The organism is Anabaena azotica SJ-1 (genome assembly GCF_047275885.1).
Taxonomy (GTDB): domain Bacteria; phylum Cyanobacteriota; class Cyanobacteriia; order Cyanobacteriales; family Nostocaceae; genus Trichormus_B; species Trichormus_B azotica_A.
This window is the reverse complement of sequence record NZ_CP178454.1, coordinates 2,095,819-2,115,546: the sequence shown is the minus strand read 5'-3', so window position 1 is coordinate 2,115,546 and position 19,728 is coordinate 2,095,819. Positions and strand designations below refer to the sequence as shown.

General features: G+C 37.5%; 17 protein-coding genes. 11 read left to right on the top strand and 6 right to left on the bottom strand.

The window, feature by feature from the left end:
* Window positions 1-288 precede the first annotated feature (288 nt).
* The 4 genes from yidC to ACLLO5_RS09250 all read left to right on the top strand — a co-directional run bounded on the left by yidC (window position 289) and on the right by ACLLO5_RS09250 (window position 4,549).
* Window positions 289-1,440, top strand: coding sequence for a membrane protein insertase YidC (yidC, locus tag ACLLO5_RS09265; protein ID WP_413175166.1), 1,152 nt, complete (start codon window positions 289-291; stop codon window positions 1,438-1,440).
* A gap of 2 nt (window positions 1,441-1,442) precedes the next feature.
* Window positions 1,443-1,976 (top strand): protein jag, encoded by a 534-nt coding sequence (locus ACLLO5_RS09260; RefSeq protein WP_413175165.1) that lies wholly within the window; start codon window positions 1,443-1,445, stop codon window positions 1,974-1,976.
* 80 nt (window positions 1,977-2,056) lie between these two features.
* Window positions 2,057-2,566, top strand: a complete 510-nt coding sequence (locus ACLLO5_RS09255) for a YceD family protein (protein WP_413175164.1) — start codon at window positions 2,057-2,059, stop codon at window positions 2,564-2,566.
* A 183-nt stretch (window positions 2,567-2,749) separates the two neighbouring features.
* Window positions 2,750-4,549, top strand: a complete 1,800-nt coding sequence (locus ACLLO5_RS09250; protein WP_413175163.1) for an AAA family ATPase — start codon at window positions 2,750-2,752, stop codon at window positions 4,547-4,549.
* 159 nt (window positions 4,550-4,708) lie between these two features.
* On the opposite strand, the gene ACLLO5_RS09245 is transcribed toward ACLLO5_RS09250, so the two are convergent.
* Window positions 4,709-4,861, bottom strand: coding sequence for a hypothetical protein (locus ACLLO5_RS09245; protein ID WP_413175162.1), 153 nt, complete (start codon window positions 4,859-4,861; stop codon window positions 4,709-4,711).
* A 75-nt stretch (window positions 4,862-4,936) separates the two neighbouring features.
* On the opposite strand from ACLLO5_RS09245, the gene ACLLO5_RS09240 reads away from it, so the two are divergent.
* A complete protein-coding gene (locus tag ACLLO5_RS09240; RefSeq protein ID WP_413175161.1) occupies window positions 4,937-6,262 on the top strand; it encodes a site-specific DNA-methyltransferase in 1,326 nt (441 codons plus the stop codon).
* Here the strand turns inward: ACLLO5_RS09240 and ACLLO5_RS09235 are convergent.
* Window positions 6,237-7,097: a hypothetical protein gene (locus ACLLO5_RS09235; RefSeq protein WP_413175160.1), complete on the bottom strand. Its 861-nt coding sequence runs from the start codon at window positions 7,095-7,097 to the stop codon at window positions 6,237-6,239. The two genes, ACLLO5_RS09240 and ACLLO5_RS09235, sit on opposite strands and share 26 nt — an antisense overlap.
* Before the next feature lie 186 nt (window positions 7,098-7,283).
* On the opposite strand from ACLLO5_RS09235, the gene ACLLO5_RS09230 reads away from it, so the two are divergent.
* Entirely contained in the window at window positions 7,284-8,795 is a 1,512-nt protein-coding gene (locus ACLLO5_RS09230; protein ID WP_413175159.1) for an AAA family ATPase, read from the top strand.
* 165 nt (window positions 8,796-8,960) lie between these two features.
* Window positions 8,961-9,443 carry an SH3 domain-containing protein gene (locus tag ACLLO5_RS09225; RefSeq protein ID WP_413176045.1) on the top strand — a complete coding sequence of 161 codons (483 nt, stop codon included), beginning with the start codon at window positions 8,961-8,963 and terminating at the stop codon, window positions 9,441-9,443.
* Between the two features lie 82 nt (window positions 9,444-9,525).
* Here the strand turns inward: ACLLO5_RS09225 and ACLLO5_RS09220 are convergent, their stop codons facing one another.
* From ACLLO5_RS09220 to sbcC, 3 genes are all read right to left on the bottom strand, one after another.
* Window positions 9,526-11,439 carry an EAL domain-containing protein gene (locus tag ACLLO5_RS09220; protein WP_413175158.1) on the bottom strand — a complete coding sequence of 638 codons (1,914 nt, stop codon included), beginning with the start codon at window positions 11,437-11,439 and terminating at the stop codon, window positions 9,526-9,528.
* A gap of 856 nt (window positions 11,440-12,295) precedes the next feature.
* Window positions 12,296-12,910, bottom strand: coding sequence for a hypothetical protein (locus ACLLO5_RS09215; RefSeq protein ID WP_413175157.1), 615 nt, complete (start codon window positions 12,908-12,910; stop codon window positions 12,296-12,298).
* A 209-nt stretch (window positions 12,911-13,119) separates the two neighbouring features.
* Window positions 13,120-16,143 carry an exonuclease subunit SbcC gene (gene sbcC / locus ACLLO5_RS09210; protein ID WP_413175156.1) on the bottom strand — a complete coding sequence of 1,008 codons (3,024 nt, stop codon included), beginning with the start codon at window positions 16,141-16,143 and terminating at the stop codon, window positions 13,120-13,122.
* A 219-nt stretch (window positions 16,144-16,362) separates the two neighbouring features.
* Here sbcC and ACLLO5_RS09205 point away from each other — a divergent pair, with 219 nt between their 5' ends.
* Window positions 16,363-16,488 carry a hypothetical protein gene (locus ACLLO5_RS09205; RefSeq protein WP_413175155.1) on the top strand — a complete coding sequence of 42 codons (126 nt, stop codon included), beginning with the start codon at window positions 16,363-16,365 and terminating at the stop codon, window positions 16,486-16,488.
* 63 nt (window positions 16,489-16,551) lie between these two features.
* Window positions 16,552-17,163: a Uma2 family endonuclease gene (locus ACLLO5_RS09200; protein WP_413175154.1), complete on the top strand. Its 612-nt coding sequence runs from the start codon at window positions 16,552-16,554 to the stop codon at window positions 17,161-17,163.
* 242 nt (window positions 17,164-17,405) lie between these two features.
* On the opposite strand, the gene ACLLO5_RS09195 is transcribed toward ACLLO5_RS09200, so the two are convergent.
* The gene (locus ACLLO5_RS09195; protein WP_413175153.1) at window positions 17,406-17,987 is read right to left on the bottom strand and encodes a PAP/fibrillin family protein; all 582 of its coding nucleotides are present in this window, start codon (window positions 17,985-17,987) and stop codon (window positions 17,406-17,408) included.
* Between the two features lie 239 nt (window positions 17,988-18,226).
* On the opposite strand from ACLLO5_RS09195, the gene ACLLO5_RS09190 reads away from it, so the two are divergent.
* A complete protein-coding gene (locus ACLLO5_RS09190) occupies window positions 18,227-18,466 on the top strand; it encodes a DUF3134 domain-containing protein (RefSeq protein ID WP_413175152.1) in 240 nt (79 codons plus the stop codon).
* Window positions 18,467-18,557: 91 nt separating this feature from the next.
* Entirely contained in the window at window positions 18,558-19,661 is a 1,104-nt protein-coding gene (mraY, locus tag ACLLO5_RS09185; RefSeq protein ID WP_413175151.1) for a phospho-N-acetylmuramoyl-pentapeptide-transferase, read from the top strand.
* The last annotated feature ends 67 nt before the right edge of the window (window positions 19,662-19,728 follow it).

Here is a 19,728-nt window from a genome sequence, read left to right as displayed (position 1 = left end):
CTAGCTGGGAAAATACAGCAGGAGTTCAGGAGTCAGGAGTTCAGGATTCAGGAGTCAGGAGTATGGCTAACGCCACGCTATGCCTTCGGCACACTACGTGAACGCTATCAGGAGTTCAGGAGTTCAGAAGAATAAGAAAAAATTTCCCCCCTGCTCCCCCTGCTCCTCTGCTCCCCCTGCTTTCTTCCCTGTGCGGCTATCCGTAGCGAAGGATAATCGCTAATAAATCAAGATTTAGATAAATTAGATTCAGTTCAATTTACAGTACCTCAGGTTGGATTCAGAATAATGGATTTTGGTATCGGATTTCTCTCGAACAACGTGATGCTACCAATCATAGACTTCTTCTATGGTTTTTTCCCTAGCTATGGATTGGCGATCGTTGCCTTGACATTGATAATCCGCTTTGCGCTCTATCCCCTGAGTGCTGGCTCGATTCGCAGTATGCGAAGAATGCGGGTTGTCCAGCCTGTGATGCAAAAGCGGATGGCAGAAATCAAAGAGCGTTATAAAGACGACCCGCAAAAGCAGCAAGAGGAAATGGTCAATGTCCAAAAAGAATTTGGCAACCCCTTAGCTGGATGTTTGCCTCTGCTATTACAGATGCCTGTCTTACTAGCACTGTTTGCGACTTTGCGGGGTTCACCATTTGCAGGAGTTAACTACTCCGTTAACTTGCAAGTTTTCCCAGCTGAACAAATCGAACAAATTCAGCCCCAAGCTTTTGCAACTCCCCCACAAAATATTTATATTGCTGATGGAGAACACACAAAAATTACTGCTATTCTTCCCAGTGGTAACAAATTGACTGTGGGAGAAAAAACTAAGATTCAATATCAGACAGTAGAGGGTAAACCGTTTGATTTGCTCTTAGCAGCACATCCAGAAACTAAGTTAACCCCTGAGTGGAAAATTACCAAAGGCGAAGAAAGGGTCAAAATTGATGCTGAAGGCAATTTAGAAGCCTTACAACCCGGAGACGTTACCATACAAGGTACAATTCCCGGACTGGCAGCAGACAAAGGATTTCTGTTCATTGATGCTTTAGGTAGGGTAGGCGCACAAGATCCTGATGGCACAATCCACTGGGATATTGTGGCGATGATTGTCTTCTTTGGCATTAGTCTTTACGTCAGCCAAATGCTTTCTGGGCAGAATTCCAGCGGTGGAAATCCTCAGCAGGATACGGTTAACAAAATTACCCCTGTCATCTTTTCGGGGATGTTTTTGTTTTTCCCACTGCCAGCTGGTGTGCTGATGTACATGGTGATTGGCAACATTTTCCAAACCCTGCAAACCTACATTCTTTCCCGCGAACCTCTACCGGAGGAGTTGCAAAAGTTGGTGGCTATCCAGGAGAAGGAAAAAGAAGCAGCAACCGCAGAAGCTAAAACTTTGCCCTTTGAGCCAAAAAGTTCTAAGAAAAAGGCTACAGGCTGATTATGAGTGACATTTCCATGCAGCGTGGTGAAGAATGGTTAACACAATTGCTGCAACTTGCTGGCATCTCCACTAATGTGAAGGGGAATTTGGAGGCTGCTCCAGCTATTGGGGTAGACTCTCAAGAACCGGATAGCTACTGGTTGACAATTGATGAAACGAATTTGATGCCAGAACAAATCAGGATGTTGATTGGTACTGGTGGTACTGTGTTGGATGCAATGCAGTATCTAGCAAATTCGGTGCTGAATTTGCATCAACCAGAACAGGATCATACATCTTATACTGTTGAGTTGAATGGCTACCGTGTCAGACGACAAGCAGAAATTAGTGCTTTAGCAAAAACAGCGGCTCAAGAAGTGCGTTTTTCTGGACGGGAAGTGGAAATTAGATCCCTTAGTTCGGCAGAACGGCGACAAGTTCACAACTTTTTGAAGGAATTTCCTGATTTAGAAACCTTCAGTCGAGGTAAAGAACCCCATCGTAATTTGGTAGTTCGTCCTGCTACTGAACCACCAACAGATCCTGGCTATTAGAGCTAAAATCAAAGATGTAGTAACAGCAATTTTGCTGATTATCAACCATAATTTTGCGTGAGGATATCTCACAAATCATAATGGACGCTATTTTTATTCCGCAGCTAACCAAAGCCCCGGAGCGAATAGAGGAAATTCAAGTTAATGAGTCTCTGCCCGGTCTGGAAACTTTAACCCCGGTGCGTGGAACTATCCGCGTGCAGCATCAGGGTAATTATTTAGAAGTTTCCGGTCAGGCAGAAACAATTATTACTTGTACCTGTAACCGCTGTTTGCAGCAATATAATCAACGCTTGGCTGTTAATACTAAAGAAATTATTTGGTTAGATGAAAAAGCTAATCAAACGGAACACTTGCCTTTAGAAATGGAAGTGGCTATAGAAGATTTAGTGGAAACTGTACCACCTGATGGTTATTTTTATCCTAGTGAATGGCTGTATGAGCAGATGTGTTTAGCTATTCCTCAGCGGCAATTGTGCGATCGCAAATGTCCAGGTATTTTGGATAAAGTTGCTAGTAGTTCTGAACAGATTATTGATAATCGTTGGTCTGCTTTGCAAAGCTTGAAAAAACAACTTCCAGAATCTTAAGTCATATCAATTATTGACTGTAAGTTTTACTACCTATGCAGTAGTTGAGTAAGTTAATATATGGCGTTTACCCAGAAACCTGGTTTCTTAGCGAAGCCGGGTTTCATTGTTTCATTAATTTTACTTGGCAAATTAAGTACAATCGCTAATAATAGGATTGGCTGAGTAAATAAATGACACAAGATGTATATCAAGAAGTTGCAAGTATTTAACTATAAATCTTATTTTGACTCTGGGGTAATGGAATTTACGCCAGGTATTAATATTATTGTTGGCAAAAATAATGCAGGTAAAACATCTTTACTTGAGGTGCTGACTTTGGATTTTGAAAATCAGCCGCATAGAATTTTGGATTTTGAAAAATATCCTGATAGAAGTTTAAGGACATTGCCCAATAATATTTCTGGGATAAAAGAAGAATCAAAAATAGAAATTACTTTTTATATAGCTTCAGATGAAGATAATTATCTTGCTATAAAAAAAGTATTTGAAGAAAATCCAGACTTATCTTTAATCGAAGTGTCAGTATATCAGGATTATTTAGAAATAAAATTAAGCCTCAAATTTGATTATAAAATAAATGAAGTAGTTCGTAATACGACAGAAGTGATTAGCCATTATACATATGAAACCAGGGATATATCACAAAAGATGAAATTATTCAGCAATAACATTGATACATTTATTTATAAATTCAATATATTGGTAAGTCGTATTTATAAATTTAAAGCTGAACGTCTAAATATTGGTAGTTGCAAATTTGAAAATAATAATCAACTAAAATCAGATGCTTCTAATCTGGCTGAAGTAATATGTATATTGCAAGGTAAAAATCCAGGGGTGTTTAGCCAATTAAATAAATTAGTTTCAAGTATTTTGCCTGAAATTAAGTGGATTTCTGCACTACCCAGAGATAATTCAGAGGTTGAAATTATAGTTTGGACGCTAGATACTCAACTTAACAGAGATGATTTATCACTTCCCCTTTCTTCATGTGGAAGTGGAGTTAGTCAAGTTTTAGCAATTGTATATATTCTAGTTTCTTCTATTCACGAATCGAGAACGATAATAATTGATGAACCACAATCATTTTTACATCCAGGTGCAGCGAAGAAACTGATAGAGACTATTAAACAATTTCCGCAGCATCAATATTTTATAGCTACTCATTCACCAGATATTATCACAACGGCAGATCCTTCTAATATTATCAAGTTGCAATATCAAGATTGTGAAACAACTGCATCAGTTATAGATGCAAAAGATATAGATTTACAAAAAGAAATTTTAAATGAACTGGGAATTAGATTATCTGATGTTTTTGGTGCTGATAGTATTTTGTGGGTTGAAGGAGAAACTGAAGAAAAGTGCTATCCACTGATACTTGAGAAAATATTAGATAAGCAGTTGAGGGGTATTAAAATTCTTGCAGTTCAGCAGACTGGTGACTTTGAAGGGACAAAGGCTAATCTTGTATTTGATATTTATAAAAAATTGAGTGAAGGAAGCAACTTATTTCCTCCTGCTATTGGTTTCTTATTTGATTCTGAGGGTAAATCAGAAGAAGAGAAAAAAATCTGGCAAGAGAGAAGTAAAAAACCTGTTGAATTTTTGTCACGGCGAATGTATGAAAATTATCTACTTGATCCAGAAGCGATAGCAGCAGTTTTTAATGAAGAAAATCAATCTCGACAAGAACCACTATCAAATATTACCAAAGTTGATGTTGAGGAATGGCTAGATAAGAAACAGCAAGAAGAAGGACTTTCAGAAGAAGAATGGCTATATAAAGTTCATGCTTCTAATATTCTTGAGCAACTTTTCTCAAATCTTTCTCAAAGAAAAATTAAGTTTAGAAAACCCAAACATTCTTACGAACTTACAAAATGGCTAGTTGAAAACAAACCTGGGTTCTTGTCTGGACTTGCTGAAGAAATTGCAAAGATGCTTAATTGTGAAGATCGATCGCACCGACAACCATAATTATCGACTATCGCCTACATCCGCCTGAGATTGAAATCTCAGGCTAATAGCAAAAGTCGTTTCAAGACGACTGAGAAAATATTGAATTATTGAGTCTAATTATTTAGTCCGTTAAAACGGACTTCCGCTATGAGACTGGGAATTGATTTCCAGGCGGATTTAATTTTGTTGACTACGCAATAAACGCAAAATTTCATCTATACTCGATTCTAAATTTCTGATATCTGACTTTATTTGCCGAATGTCACTTTTAACCTCTTTCATATCTGAAGCCAAACCAGTAGCTAAAGTCAAGGTTGTAGGGATTGTCATATTTTTTATGTATTTTATTGGGTAATATCACTATATTTTGCCTGATTTATATAATATAATTATATACAATTGAAAATGCAAAATAAAATGGCAACAGGAATACCTAGTAAAAACGGACGTAATTACCAAAAAAATACAACTTCATTCCGTATTGAATATGAAGGGAAACTTCCTATAGAAGATATATTTAAAATTCACCCAGCTAACTTAAATCATATAATCAGTGTTGTAGGAAAACATAGAAATAAACTCATATATGGCGATAACCTAAACGTTCTTAGCACATTATTGGATGATGAGAATGTTAACGGAAAAGTTAACCTAGTATACATTGATCCACCATACTCAACAGGTAGCAGTTTTGAATCTCGTAATAGAAATCATGCTTATCATGATCACATGGAAGGTGGAGAATATTTAGAATTTTTGCGCCAACGTTTGATTTTAATCAGAGAACTCTTATCAGAAACAGGTTCTATTTATGTTCATTTAGATGAAAACATGGCTTTTGCTGTGAAAATTATCATGGATGAAATTTTTGGAGTTAAAAATTTTCGTAATTGGATCACTAGAAAAAAATGCAACCCTAAAAACTACACCCGCAAACAATATGGTAATATTTCTGATTATATTATTTTCTATACCAAAACAGATAATTATATTTGGAATCAACCTTTTGAAACTTGGACAGAAGAGGCTATTAAAAAAGAATATCAATATGTAGAAGAAGAGACAGGAAGACTATATAAAAAAGTTCCTATCCATGCTCCAGGAGAAAGAAAAGGAGCAACCGGTCAACCCTGGAGGGGTATGTTACCACCTCCCGGTAAACATTGGCAATATACACCAGAAACTTTAGATGAAATGGATGCAAGGGGGGAAATATATTGGTCTGCAAATGGTAATCCTAGAAGAAAAGTATATTTAGATAATAGTCAGGGTATTTCTATTCAAGATATTTGGCTGGATTTTAAAGATGCACACAATCAAAATATTAAAATTACTGGTTATCCAACAGAAAAAAATGCAGCTTTAATGAAACGCATAATCATGGCTTCATCTAATCCTGGCGATATAGTTTTAGATGCTTTTGCAGGGAGCGGAACTACTTTAGCTGTGTCTGAAGAATTAGGGAGAAAATGGATAGGTATTGATAATTCTGCATTGTCGATTGATACAATCATTAAACGTTTAGCGAATGGTAGTGAAGCAATGGGTGACTTTGTTAATGGTAAAACTGCTAACAATCAATATAAACAAATTAGCTTAATTGAAGTCAATAGAATTTTGCAAACAGGCTTAGATTTTTATATTGAAGAATCACCAAATTTAGAATTAATTCCTGAAGAAACTATCAAAGATTGGAATAGCAAGCTTAACTCTCTAGCCAACTTTTTGTAAATCTATCATCTAACATTTTTAAAGTACAAACCATAACTTGACCTTGTCCATATTGTTCAAGGTTAGAGTAATCATCCCACATAGAGCCGAGAAGTAAGCCAGGTCCATCATTGAGAATTAAGACTTTTAATGGTAAATTATAAGCTTGAGCATAATTCAGTATTTCTGTGATTTTATCTCGATTTCCACCTGTTCTATCATCTTCTTGAGAACCTCCTCTGTCAGAATCATAACGAGCAAATCCAACTACTAATGGAGTACCATCTAAGCGAGATATTAAAAGATCCGCAGGAGTTTTATGTTGCCAATTATCTAATACTTCATTTAGCATTACATCTCTTCCAGCACGAACAGGACCACGAATTAAATAATCCTTACTAAATGTTTTGTTAAACCATAAGAAAAAACTTTCTGTTAAGTCATAACCTTTTTGTCCTCTTGTACTTTGTTCTAAAAGTATTGCCATGAGAGTTTCATCAGGTACAGGACGACTCTTTAAATTTTGTTTAACTTGTTCTAGGGGACGAAATCTATAACCAAAATCTTTAATAATATCAGGTATTTTGCTTTTCTTCTTGGTCATTTCTACAGATGTATCGGGAGAAACGTATCTGCGAAAAACTCTGAGTAATTGAATTCGTAAAGGATCAGGCTCTTTTGTGATAATCTCCAGTAAATTTGCAGAACTTTGAGCTTGTTCTACAACTTCAATAAAACGCAATAACACATTCTCATAAAGAATTTTCGCCTCATCCAAAGAATCTGGATAGAAAGGAGAATCAAATATAGTAATCCACTGAGATGCTGTTGCTTTGTAACTAGCAAATGTAGTCAAAATGATTTCCTGTTTTTCATAAGTCTCACAAGTGATTAATATAACTAGTTATCCTATTCTTGTCTAGATTTTGACCAAAAGCTAGATATTCAGCGATCGCTCTCCTCTTCCTTCGCGTCCTTCGCGCCTTCGCGGTTCATTACCTTAAAAATAAGAAAAGAACAAAAATCACCAAACAACTACATCATGAACTTCCGCGACGAATTTAAACTCCTCCTCCGCGCCCGCTACCCGCTGATTTATATACCCACCTACGAAGAAGAACGGGTAGAAGTTGCTATCCGCGAAGAAGCCACCAACCAAGGAAATCGCCCCGTTTATACATGGGATTTTGTTGATGGTTATCAAGGAAACCCCAATGATGCGGGGTTTGGAAAACGCAACCCGTTACAAGCATTGGAATTTATCGAAAAATTACCAGCTTCAGCCCCAGCAGTGTTGATTCTCCGGGATTATCACCGTTTTTTAGATGATGTGGCTATTTCTCGCAAACTCCGCAATTTAGCCCGACTCCTCAAATCTCAACCGAAAAATATTGTTTTATTATCGCCACGTATCGCTATTCCTGACGATTTAACGGAAGTGTTGACGGTGATTGAATTTCCCTTACCAGCCGCACCGGAAATTAAAACCGAGGTGGAACGGTTATTACAAGCCACTGGTAACTCTCCATCTGGTAAATTTCTCGATGACTTGGTGCGTTCTTGTCAAGGTTTATCTATGGAACGGATACGCCGAGTTTTAGCGAGAGCGATCGCATCCCACGGACAATTACAACCAGAGGACGTTGATTTAGTTTTGGAGGAAAAACGCCAAACTATCCGTCAAACCCAAATCCTGGACTTTTACCCAGCCACTGAGCAGATTTCTGATATAGGGGGACTTGATAACCTCAAAGATTGGCTGATTCGTCGGGGTGGTTCATTCACAGAACGAGCGCGACAGTACGGATTACCGCACCCCCGTGGTTTAATGTTGGTGGGTATTCAGGGAACTGGTAAATCTTTAACAGCAAAAGCGATCGCCCATCATTGGCATTTACCCCTGTTACGCTTAGATGTAGGGCGGTTATTTGGCGGTTTAGTCGGTGAATCAGAATCCCGCACTAGGCAAATGATTCAAGTCGCAGAAGCCCTTGCACCATGCGTTTTATGGATTGATGAAATTGATAAAGCCTTTTCTGGGTTGGGTAGTAAAGGTGATGCGGGAACAACTAGCCGGGTATTTGGAACATTTATCACCTGGTTAGCAGAAAAAACTTCCCCTGTATTTGTTGTTTCTACCGCTAATGATATCCAAGCCTTACCGCCAGAAATGTTGCGTAAAGGGCGTTTTGATGAAATTTTCTTTGTTGGTTTACCTACTCAAGAAGAGAGAAAAGCAATTTTTAACGTCCATTTATCCCGATTGCGTCCCCATAACTTGAACAGCTATGAAATTGACAGATTAGCTTACGAAACACCTGATTTTTCCGGTGCTGAAATTGAACAAACCTTAATTGAAGCAATGCACATCGGATTTAGCCAAAATCGTGACTTTACCACTGATGATATTTTAGAAGCCGCCAGTCAAATCATACCTTTAGCGCGAACTGCGGTAGAACAAATTCAGAAACTGCAAGAATGGGCTGCTGCGGGGAGAGCGCGTTTGGCTTCAAAGCATAGTCCTTTGAGTGAACGCATTCAACGCCAAATGTAATCATAATTTAGTCAAAATTACTTGATCAATAGTTCATCGTTTAATGATCATTTACTATGGACTATTGATTAAAAAAGGGACAGTTGATAGGTGACAGTTGACAGTTGACAGGTGACAGTTAAAAATTTACCAATCACCAATTACCAATTACTAAAGGATATAAATATGCTTTCTGGCTTGCTTAAACTTATACTGGGTTTTTTATTAGCGATCGCAGTTTTATTAGGTAGTGGACTAACAATAGCTCTTTATTTTGTCAATCGTACCGCCATACCCCCGGCAAGACCTACATTTGCTAACGATAATCCCCAAACCAAACCAGACAAACCAAAAGTTACTCAAGTAAAAGCCACATCCACACCGAAGTCTACTCCCAGTTCCACTCCCACACCCAGTCCTACTCCCACACCCACTGAATCACCTGATTCATTACCACCAGGAGCCTACCAAGGCATTGTCACTTGGTCACAAGGCTTAAGTATGCGAGATCAACCAACCTTGGATGCTCAAAGTATAGGTGGGGTTGGTGCTAATCAAAAAGTGATTATTTTAGAAGAAAGCCCAGATAAAAATTGGCAAAAAATTCGTATTGAAGGTACTGATAAAGAAGGTTGGGTAAAAGCAGGTAATACTAAACGAGTTGATTGACACTCTCTTGTATGACATACTCCCACACTGATGTTTGCATAGAGTGTGGGCTTCTCATCCAATCCAGCTATAGCTTCGGATTTTATGCCACTAAATATGAGTTTTTGAGGCTATGGGGTTGATATGCTGTCAACATTCTTGTAGCTTCTTCCGCAGAAAGAGGGTGACTAAAAAAATACCCTTGCATAATTTCACATTGCAGAATTCGCAGTGCATTTAGTTGTTCTTCAGTTTCTACCCCTTCCGCAACTACTGATAAATTAAGTCCATGTGCCAAGGAAATAATCGCTGTTGTAATTGCCGTCTGATGATCCTTATTAGCTAAATCCCGCACAAAAGACTGATCTATTTTTAAGGAGTGAATAGGAAAATCTTTTAAATAACTTAGAGAAGAATATCCTGTACCAAAATCATCTATTGATATAGTAACTCCTATTTCATCTAATTCTTTTAAAATCTTTTGAGTCAATTCCACATCTTGCATAGCTACAGTTTCAGTAATTTCTAGCTCTAAATACCTGTGAGCTAATTTAGTTTCTGATAGTACCTGTTCTACCATACCAACTAAGTTAGGTTGCTGAAATTGTCTGGCTGAAAGATTGACAGCCACTGATAAAGATGATAAATTTAGTTTTTGTTGCCAAGTTTTGTTTTGCAAACAAGCAGTTTTTAAGACCCATTCAGAAATTGGTAAAATTAACCCAGTTTCTTCCGCAATAGGAATAAAAGTAGCTGGTGGAATTAAACCTAATTCTGGATGTTGCCAACGCAGCAGAGCTTCCATTTTAGTAATTTCACCCGTAGAACTATTTACTTGCGGTTGATAGTAAACTTTAAATTCTTGGCGTTCTAAGGCATTGTGTAAGCTATTTTCTAAAATGAACAATTCTGTAGCTTGAGAATTGATAGCTGCGTGATAAACTTGATAGCTATTACGTCCTTGTAATTTCACACGAGATAATGCTGCTTCAGCATTTTTAATTAATGTTTCTCCGTCTTCTCCGTGTTGGGGGTACAAAGCAATTCCAATACTAGGACTAATATTTAAGTGATAATTATCTATCTTAAATCCTTGTTTAAACGCAGCAAATATGCGTTTTTGAATGACATCAATGTCATGCATTTCACTAATTTCTGGCAGCAGAATAATGAACTCATCCCCTCCCCACCGAGCAACTATATCATCTGAACGCAGAGATTGTTTGATACATTGGGCAACCATTTGTAATAATTTATCACCAATACTATGACCTAGACTATCGTTAATTTTTTTGAACCGGTCTAAGTCTAAAAAACATACACCCAAGCTATGATTATGACTGACTTTTGTCAAAGCATCAATCAATAAGTTTTTAAATAATACTCTATTTGGTAAATTAGTTAAAAGATCATGTAAAGCTTGATAATGAATTGTACTTGAAGCTAACTTTTCAGCAGTAATATCCCGAAAAATCAAAACTTGACCAATATTTTTTTTATCCCTATATTGCTGTTGATAATAAGGACTAAATATTCGTCCATCTTTAAAAAGAATGTTATCACTAATTTGAATATCTGGATTCTGTTTTAATTTTCTAAGAAGTGATAAATAATGTCTAGGATTATCTAGTTTTTTGATAGCAATTCTCAATACTTGTTTATAATTACCTGATGTGATTATTAATTCGGGTATACCCCACATTTCCAAAAATTTTTTATTAAATCCTACAATTTTATCTAGACTATCTACTATTAAAATGGCATCTGTAGCAGATTCTAAAGTTGCTTTTTGCAAAAGCATTATTTTTTCTAATTCGGTTTGTATCCGTTGGCATTCAGATATTTCTTTTTCTAATTTTATTGACAAATATTCTTCTGATTCTGTGAAATTTAAATTATCATTTTCCTGATTTTTTGGTTGGTTTTTACTAAATTTAGTGACCAAAAAATTCCAAATAGATAAAGAAATCAATTGAATTCCTACGCCGGTGATTACCCCAATCATCAAAATCATCATATTATTTTTGCTCTAGTAGAGTGCGGCTGATGTTCGTCTGGTTATATTTGTGATTTTGCATAATGAATTAATCCACCTTATTTATACCCTATTTCAGCATCAATAAATTAAAAAAATTAAGTAATAACCCAGTTTTAGGGTGATAACTGTAAATTATGAAAATGATGCGTTTTCCCTGGAATTTTCCCTGTACTCCTTGAATTCTACTTTTTTAGCCTAGTTGTGCAAAGTTGCACTTTTAACTAGCAAATTATTTTAATAATATGTTATGTTCATGTTTACATAAGTCTAAATTAAGTCAAAACATGAAGAAGTTAATTAATAAAGTTCCTAGTATATTTTTGAGCCTTTTTATATTCTTTATATTCTTTATAAACTCTTAAAATATAGGCTTGAGTGGATAAATCCGTGCATTCAAGGTTTTTAACGGATCAACCCCTGAACCTTTTTTCAATTTGTTTGTACTCATCTGAAAATAGGGTAACGACGTAGTAGTCGTAAAACTAATCACAGTTTTCGTATCCTGATCTGGTTCAAAAGCACAATTTTCTCAACTGTAAACCTTTTCAGATAAGGAAGGGTAATTTAAAAACCTGCCTTCAGTATTATCACTAATAAACTTCTCTAATGTCAAGATATGAAGAAGCTACTATACCGAATACTTGTAATTACTGAAAGATATATTTAAATATCATCTAAGACTGACGCAGTGATCAAAAAAATGAACCACTTATAAGTTAAAGGGTTCATTTGGTATACCGTAGGCATAAAGGAACTCTACAAATTACAGCATTCAATCCCTGCATATAATAAGACTGGCTTCTGCTCTATCTTAACAAGAAAAATTTATACATACTTAGTTAGATAACAAACCTACACTAAGTTTACTTTTGCGTTTCAGAGTAAATGCACTAATACCGAATACTATTAACCCTAACGTAGTAGTAGGTTCAGCCACAGATATCTTTAAAGCAAAGTTATTAAAACCTGCATAACCCCCTCCAGAAAGCTGATGAGTAATGCTGTACTCTCCTGGAGTTATAAATAAGTTAGTGAGATTGATGTCAGCACTACTACCAACAGAAGTGTTTAACGACTCTACTAAAGTAGAAATACCTGTTGTAACGTTGTTGAGGTACAACTCAAGTATAGAATTGGTGTTCTGGGAGAATACATAGTCAAAGTGTAAAAATGTTTGTTTTGATTTGATGGGAAGAAAAGGGGATGGTTGAGAAGTGGCTAATCCAGATCCATTGATGAAAATGTAATCAGATTGAAAGAAGTTAAATTGATTATCTGGAGGGGCTGTTTGGATGCTGGTGTTTCCTTGCAGTGTAAACGTATTTATACTTAAAGGTATAGTTATTGTTGCTGCTGAAGATACTTGAGTATCCATCAGGCTAGATAAACCAACTATACCGACAATACTGGCTGTCAGAGTTGCTTTCTTGAATAATTGAATATTCAACATTGATATTATTTGTGCAGAACTTTTTATAAATTAGCTATTTATACGGTTAAATAAACTAATTTTATGTTCTCTTCATGTAAAAAATATATTACAAAAATGTTACATTAGCACATAGATATAGTGGAATTATGGTTTCGCGTATATTGACACACCAAATAATGGTCACTTATATAAAGATTTGATGAAGTAAGGCTGTTACTAATTAGCAATTAAATTGATAGAGATATCTGTGAACCTTGTTGAGTTTTATTAACTTCAATCCGGGCTTGGAAAGCTTCTTTAAGGTGGGGGATATGAGTTACAGTGAGTATACAGGCGAAATCACTAGCGATCGCATTAATCGCCGCAATCAAGCGATCGCACCCTTCATTATCCTGTGTCCCAAAGCCTTCATCTACAATCAAAAGTTGTAACGCTGCACCGGCACGTTGAGCCAATAATTTCGCTAATGCTAACCGAATCGCAAAATTAATTCTAAACGCTTCCCCCCCAGAATAAGTTTCGTAAGCCCGCGTTCCCCTCGCATCAGCAATTAAGATATCCAAAGTATCAATCAACTTAGCATTTTTCCTAGTAGACTTTCCACTTCGTCCCGCCCTCTGAGTAACAAATTGTACGTGCAATTGATTAGCACTTAACCGCGAAAGTAGTTGATTTGTCTCAGCTTCCAACTGTGGTAACACATTTTCAATCATCAACGCTTGGATACCATTTTTACCAAAAGCTTGCGTTAATTCCTGATAAACACGCTGTTGCTGCTGACAATATTTTAATTGTTCCTGTTCTTGCACATACTGAGTCTGCAACGTTTCTAATTGATGTAATAGTTGCTCTACACGCCCCAAATTAGCGATTTTTTCATCAAGTTCCCGGCGACGAATCGCTATTTGCTGTTCTAAACTATTAATTTGCTCCGTTGGATTCGCTGTGGCTTTTAATTGCTCCACAATGCTGTCAATTTGAGTAGCAAATTTTTGCTGATCTGCTAATCTACTCTGGTGAGAATTTGCCAAATCTTGTAATCTTGTCTCAAGTTGAGGATACTGTTGTTGAGCCGACAAAAACTGTTGATAACGTAACTGCCAAGATTGTGACTCACGTACAGCTTGACGCAACTTATTGTGTTGTTCTGAACTGTAATTAAGCTCTTTAATTTCCTGAGTTAAAGCTTCTATTTGTTTAGCTGTATCTGAATCAGTTTGTTCTAACTGAATTTTGACCTGAAACTCCTCAATACTAGCTTGTAATTCTGGTTTTCTGGCTGCTAACTGAGCTTGTTTTTTAGTAGCTTCTTTAATTTGTGCTTGTTTAATTTCCGCCCATCGCCAACGCTCTACTTCACTTCTAGCTAAAGCATGGTCTTGTTCGTTGTAATTCAATTGTTGCAGATACTCATCTAACTGCTGGAGTTCTGCTTGTTTATCAGGAGCATAATCACCTTGCAGAGAACGTTCTAAATGTTCTCGTTCTAGCGCAATTTGTCGTAATTGTTCTTGAACATCTGTCGTTGCTTGCAACTGTGCGGCTAATTGTCCCCTTTGTTCACGCAAAGCGTCATAACCAGCTAATTGTTGAGAAATTTCTCGATATTCTTGTCTAAGTACCTGAATTTCTCGGTCTGAAACCGCCATTTGTTCCCGCACTACCCAAAATTGTCCTTGGGTATCTTCATACTCTAGTTGAGTTTTTTGTATAACCCGACTCCAATGATGCTCATCTAGAGGACGTTCACACAAAGGACACAAAGCATTGGGATTTTGAAGCATTTGTAATTTTTGCTCTAATTCTCCCAGTATTTTCTCGTAGTCTCGTTGGTGGGCTTGTAAACGTTCAATAAAGTGCCGGCGTTCCTGTCCTTTTTCCTGTACCCGCTGTAAATAAACCCGCTTTTTCTCCAGTTCTTCAATTTGTATACCCACGTCCAGTACCGCTTGTTGGAGTTGCGGTTGACGACGATGTTGATTTTGGAGTTGGGTTTCTGTGGCTTGCAGTTGTTCCAAGCGTGCCACTAAACTAGCATGAGTGCGATCTAATTGACTTTGTAAACTTAACCGTTGTTGTAATAAAGGATTCACTTGCATTTGCAACTGATCCAAATAATTGAGATGCTTACGAGCCTCAGCTAATTGAGCTAAAGCGGTTTCTACTTCCGACGATTTGGTGAGAGTTTGTTGAATTTCTCGCTCTTGTTGTTCTAAAGCTTCTAATTGAGCTTGAGCTTGTTGGAATTGACGTTCAATTGCTTGAACTTGTTTAGTAAGCTGTTGTTGTTGTTGTTGTCGAAAGCTGGTAGCACGGGTATGTTGTTCAAATTTAGCAGCAAAAGCTTCCTCTTGGGATTGCAGACTTTGATATAGAGCGTATCCGGCTGTAATTTCGTCTTCTTGATTTAAAATGACTTCTAAATCTGCTAATTGGGATTTAACGGCTAACTGTTCTTGGTGCAAGCGATCGCAATCTTGGCTAAGATTTTGATATTGTTGCCTGACAAAATTCAATTGTTGTTCCCAGTTTTGGCGTTGATGTTGGACAACCTGCAAACTTTGTAATTGAATATTATCAAAAGCTTGCTGCTGTTGAAGACCATTCAGTTGAGATTCTAACTCCATTCTTTGCGCTTTCGTTGTTTCCTGTTGTTGGAGTTGAACCTTGATATTATCCAAAGAACGCTCTAACTCTTCCGCCCGTCCTTTATACTGTTTAGAACTGTCCTTAGCTCGTTCTTCTAATAGATCATATTGATTAAGTTTTAACAACTCCGCTAAAATTTCCTTCCTTTCCGTAGGACGCTTGAGCATGAATTCATCTGCTCGTCCTTGACGCAAGTAAGCAGAATTAATAAAAGTTTCGTAATCAAGCTTGATATGTTGTATGATCACATCCTGCGTTGCTCGCATCCCTTTACCAGTTAGGGGACGAAAACCAGCCGGAGTTTCAATTTGAAATTCTAGGATGCTAGTGGCACCCCGTGCGCGAGTACGAATTACGCGATAAGTTTGTTGGTTATTGTAGAAAGTAAAATCAACTCTGACTTCTTTTGCGCCAGAATATATCACATCATCTTCAACACTGGCACGGCTTTGACCCCAAATAGCCCAAGTGATAGCTTCCAGAAGAGAAGATTTACCCGCACCATTAGAACCACAAATACAAGCCGTATGCAAACCGCCAAAATCTAAAGTTGCATCACGGTAACTAAGGAAGTTTTTAAGGATAAGTTGAACTGGTATCATTCAGGCTATAGCGCCATATCTACAATTTTTATAATGAGCAGTACAGATGCACTTTTTGTTAGTTTAGCTGTCTGAATATCAGGTTTCTAGTCTTGAAGACATCAATTTTACAAAAATTTACAATTAAGCAGCAATTTTTTTCCTATTTGATGGTTCGACTAGAAATCAATCAAAAAAAACCGGGGTTAGCATCAACAGTCCCAACCCAACAATTAGTAAATGAACTACATCTTTTGTATCTCACCCAAAGCCGTAGAGGTGCAAAGAAAAAAAGAAGTAGTGTTTGATGCCTTTCCCCATTCCCCAGATTCGGTAAATGGTGTAGAGGTGAAAATGTTATTCTAGGTAATAAATGTCTGGCAGCAAGCATCAGAGCAAACATTGTCAATCTGGGGAGAAACAGCAACAATGATTCAAACTCTACAGAAAGAAGTCACATTTGACGAATTTATTGCCTGGTATCCAGAAAATACAGAACACCGTTATGAATTGCATGATGGAGTAATTGCCGAAATGCCAAAACCAAAAGGTAAGCATTCTAAACTAGCAGGATTGATCTCTGGTAAGCTATTTGTAGAAATTCAGCGATCGCAATTACCCTTCTTTATACCTAGAGAATGTATCATCAAATCTAGAGACGGAAAATCTGGATATGAGCCAGATGTGATAGTTTTAGATGAAGCAGCCCTTGTGAATGAACCAAGATGGGAAGCTGAATCAGTCATCACACAAGGAAATTCAGTTAAATTAATTATTGAAGTGGTCAGCACAAACTGGCGTGATGATTATTTTAGGAAATTGGGAGACTATGAAGAGTTAGGTATTCCAGAATATTGGGTTTTTGATTATTTAGCTTTGGGTGGAAGAAATTTCATTGGTAATCCTAAACAACCGACTATTTCTGTTTATGAATTAGTAGATGGAGAATATCAAGTTACTCAATTCCGGGGCAATGAAACCTTAAAATTGCCAACATTTCCAGAATTGAATTTAAATGTTGAGCAGATTTTTCAGCTTTAGCAGATTTGTACGCCAGTATATAGAAGATACTTTACCCATTGCAGAAATAGAAACCTATCACAGACAATAGCATCTGTGATTATTTATCCTACTTAACCCCTTGAAAAGGGAAACCAGAATCAATCACCTCTACACCCTACACCCCAGTCCCGATTCCCCCATAAAAGTATCATTCCCTACTTGACAAAGGACTCATAATAGAATAAGGTCGTTCGCAAATACTTCTTGCGAAATACTAAAACTTATGACTTGCTCAAGACGAACACGCTTCCCTCGTTACCCCTGCCAATCCGTAGATCGCTATCTATATAGGTAATATCTAACCATCCTTGTCGATCGCTTTTGATGGGAAAGTCAATGGCTGTGAATTTCTGACCGGATTCAATTTGTTGGATAAAATCTGCTGGCGATTTGTAGCCAACTAGCTTTTGTAAGCCAATAATAGAACGTTGGAATTTTACTTGGACTCGACGCTCAGAGACTGGTTCAAATTTAGCAGCTACGCTGACTAATCCTTCTAAAGAAGGTAGTCCATAGATTTCAGCTATGTTATAAACACTGGTAGTTTCTACCCGAATAGATTGGTAAATCTGACCAAGTTTATAAAAGGGAAAACGATCTAGGTTTAACAAAGCTTTGCTGGTAGTGTATAGTAGTCGCCAATCACCTTCTAGTAAGTGTGTGGCTTCTAAAGGGCGCGGTGTAGGGTTAAAATCTTCTAAACCTGCGATCGCAGTGAGGATCACCTGTTTTTGGGTTTCAGTTGCCAGCAAACCGCGATTTGTACCAGCAATTGCTTCTAACAGAGCAGATTTTGTCATCATGGCCTTCTACCTCAAAATATAAATATAAAATCAGAATTAACAATCTTAATTAATGTTCTGTGTATACAGCCATGCAATCTACTAAGAATGACTGGCGGTTTACTATAGGCCAATTAAATTAATTTTTTTGTTTAATTCGGATTTCTAAATCAAAGAGTTGAATCATTAACTAAATTATCCCGTATCAAATGATAGACTCTTAATGTCTAGTTACAAAAACCTGTTCGTACATCGTTGATATGTTAAATTCTCCTCTACGTGAGCAACCCCGAAACCAGCGAGCTACAGTAATTCCCGTGAAGCAAGAGTCCTCAATGTTGGACTGGTTGCAATCTAGCGGTCGTCTCATAGCGCGTGAAGCTCATGAATCGGCATTTTCCGAACAAGAAGAAGAAATATCAGATTTCCTTGGTGGAGAAGATGGAATTGGCGACATTGATTATGATGATGATAATGATATCGCTATAGATGAGGAATAGTCAGAAGAGGCTTGGGGACTTAGTTTGATCAACATCAACAGTCTCTTTTTGCCGTTTTTATTTTTAAGTGTGGAGTGAAGGGAAATTTTTTGTGGACGCTAAACTATCTCCTAATCAAGGTTTGAACATTTCTGGTATTGGGTTGGCTTCTTTGTTAGCCCTTTCGTTGACTGTAACTGCATTAATTTTAGATTGGCTGGGGCATAGATTACCCTGGTATCCGAGTTCCCTCACCATGCCGTTTTTACTGTGTGCTGTGGGTGCTGCGGCTGCTGGTAATTTTGTCATCCCCCTATTACAAGCATTGAAAACAGGGCAGATTATTCGAGAAGATGGACCTCAAGCACATTTGAAAAAAGCTGGTACTCCTACCATGGGGGGTATTTTTTTCATACCTGTAGCTGTGGTAGTTGCCTGTGTGTTGTCTAACTTTTCTCAAGACGTAGTTGCTGTTTCTGTTTTAACACTCAGCTATGGTTTAATTGGCTGGATAGACGATTGGCAAATTTTGCGTCGGAAATCAAATAAAGGTATATCTCCGAAGATGAAACTGGCTTTGCAGATCCTGTTTGCGACTGGTTTCTGTCTGTGGATGATGTTGAATCGAGATTTTAGTATAACAAATATCGCCTTACCTTGGGTTAGTTTTACCCTCCCTTTAGGATTACTCTTTTGGCCTTTAGCTGGTTTTGTGTTGGTCGCAGAAAGTAATGCTACTAATTTAACAGATGGGATTGATGGGTTAGCAGGGGGAACGGTTGCGATCGCTATTTTCGCATTAGGCGCTTTTATTGCACCAACTTCACCTGACCTGATGATATTCTGTGCAGCCATGAGTGGTAGTTGCTTAGGATTTTTAGCCCATAACCGCAACCCAGCCCGTGTTTTCATGGGAGATACAGGTTCTCTCGCCTTGGGTGGTGCTTTAGCTGCTGTTGCACTGCTAACTAATAGCTTAGTAGCCCTGTTTATTTTGAGCGGTATCTTCTTTGTAGAAACCCTGTCTGTAATGGCGCAAGTGAGTTATTACAAAGCCACCAAAGGCCCAGATGGTAAAGGTAAGCGTCTATTTAAAATGGCTCCTTTACACCATCACTTAGAATTAACTGGCTGGTCAGAATTGCAAGTAGTTTCGGTCTTCTATATTATCGCCGCGATTTTAGCTACCATCTGCTTGACAATGATTAAATTCTAGAAACTTTAGCATATCAACGCAAATAAAACGAAAATAAAATCATTAACCCCCTGTAAATTAGGGGGTT

Coding starts and splice junctions, on each gene's coding strand:
- yidC (WP_413175166.1), top strand. CDS start 289: ATGGATTTTGGTATCGGATTTCTCTCGAACAACGTGATGCTACCAATC.
- ACLLO5_RS09260 (WP_413175165.1), top strand. CDS start 1,443: ATGAGTGACATTTCCATGCAGCGTGGTGAAGAATGGTTAACACAATTG.
- ACLLO5_RS09255 (WP_413175164.1), top strand. CDS start 2,057: ATGGACGCTATTTTTATTCCGCAGCTAACCAAAGCCCCGGAGCGAATA.
- ACLLO5_RS09250 (WP_413175163.1), top strand. CDS start 2,750: ATGTATATCAAGAAGTTGCAAGTATTTAACTATAAATCTTATTTTGAC.
- ACLLO5_RS09245 (WP_413175162.1), bottom strand. CDS start 4,861: ATGACAATCCCTACAACCTTGACTTTAGCTACTGGTTTGGCTTCAGAT.
- ACLLO5_RS09240 (WP_413175161.1), top strand. CDS start 4,937: ATGCAAAATAAAATGGCAACAGGAATACCTAGTAAAAACGGACGTAAT.
- ACLLO5_RS09230 (WP_413175159.1), top strand. CDS start 7,284: ATGAACTTCCGCGACGAATTTAAACTCCTCCTCCGCGCCCGCTACCCG.
- ACLLO5_RS09225 (WP_413176045.1), top strand. CDS start 8,961: ATGCTTTCTGGCTTGCTTAAACTTATACTGGGTTTTTTATTAGCGATC.
- ACLLO5_RS09220 (WP_413175158.1), bottom strand. CDS start 11,439: ATGATGATTTTGATGATTGGGGTAATCACCGGCGTAGGAATTCAATTG.
- ACLLO5_RS09215 (WP_413175157.1), bottom strand. CDS start 12,910: ATGTTGAATATTCAATTATTCAAGAAAGCAACTCTGACAGCCAGTATT.
- sbcC (WP_413175156.1), bottom strand. CDS start 16,143: ATGATACCAGTTCAACTTATCCTTAAAAACTTCCTTAGTTACCGTGAT.
- ACLLO5_RS09205 (WP_413175155.1), top strand. CDS start 16,363: ATGAACTACATCTTTTGTATCTCACCCAAAGCCGTAGAGGTGCAAAGA.
- ACLLO5_RS09200 (WP_413175154.1), top strand. CDS start 16,552: ATGATTCAAACTCTACAGAAAGAAGTCACATTTGACGAATTTATTGCC.
- ACLLO5_RS09195 (WP_413175153.1), bottom strand. CDS start 17,987: ATGATGACAAAATCTGCTCTGTTAGAAGCAATTGCTGGTACAAATCGC.
- ACLLO5_RS09190 (WP_413175152.1), top strand. CDS start 18,227: ATGTTAAATTCTCCTCTACGTGAGCAACCCCGAAACCAGCGAGCTACA.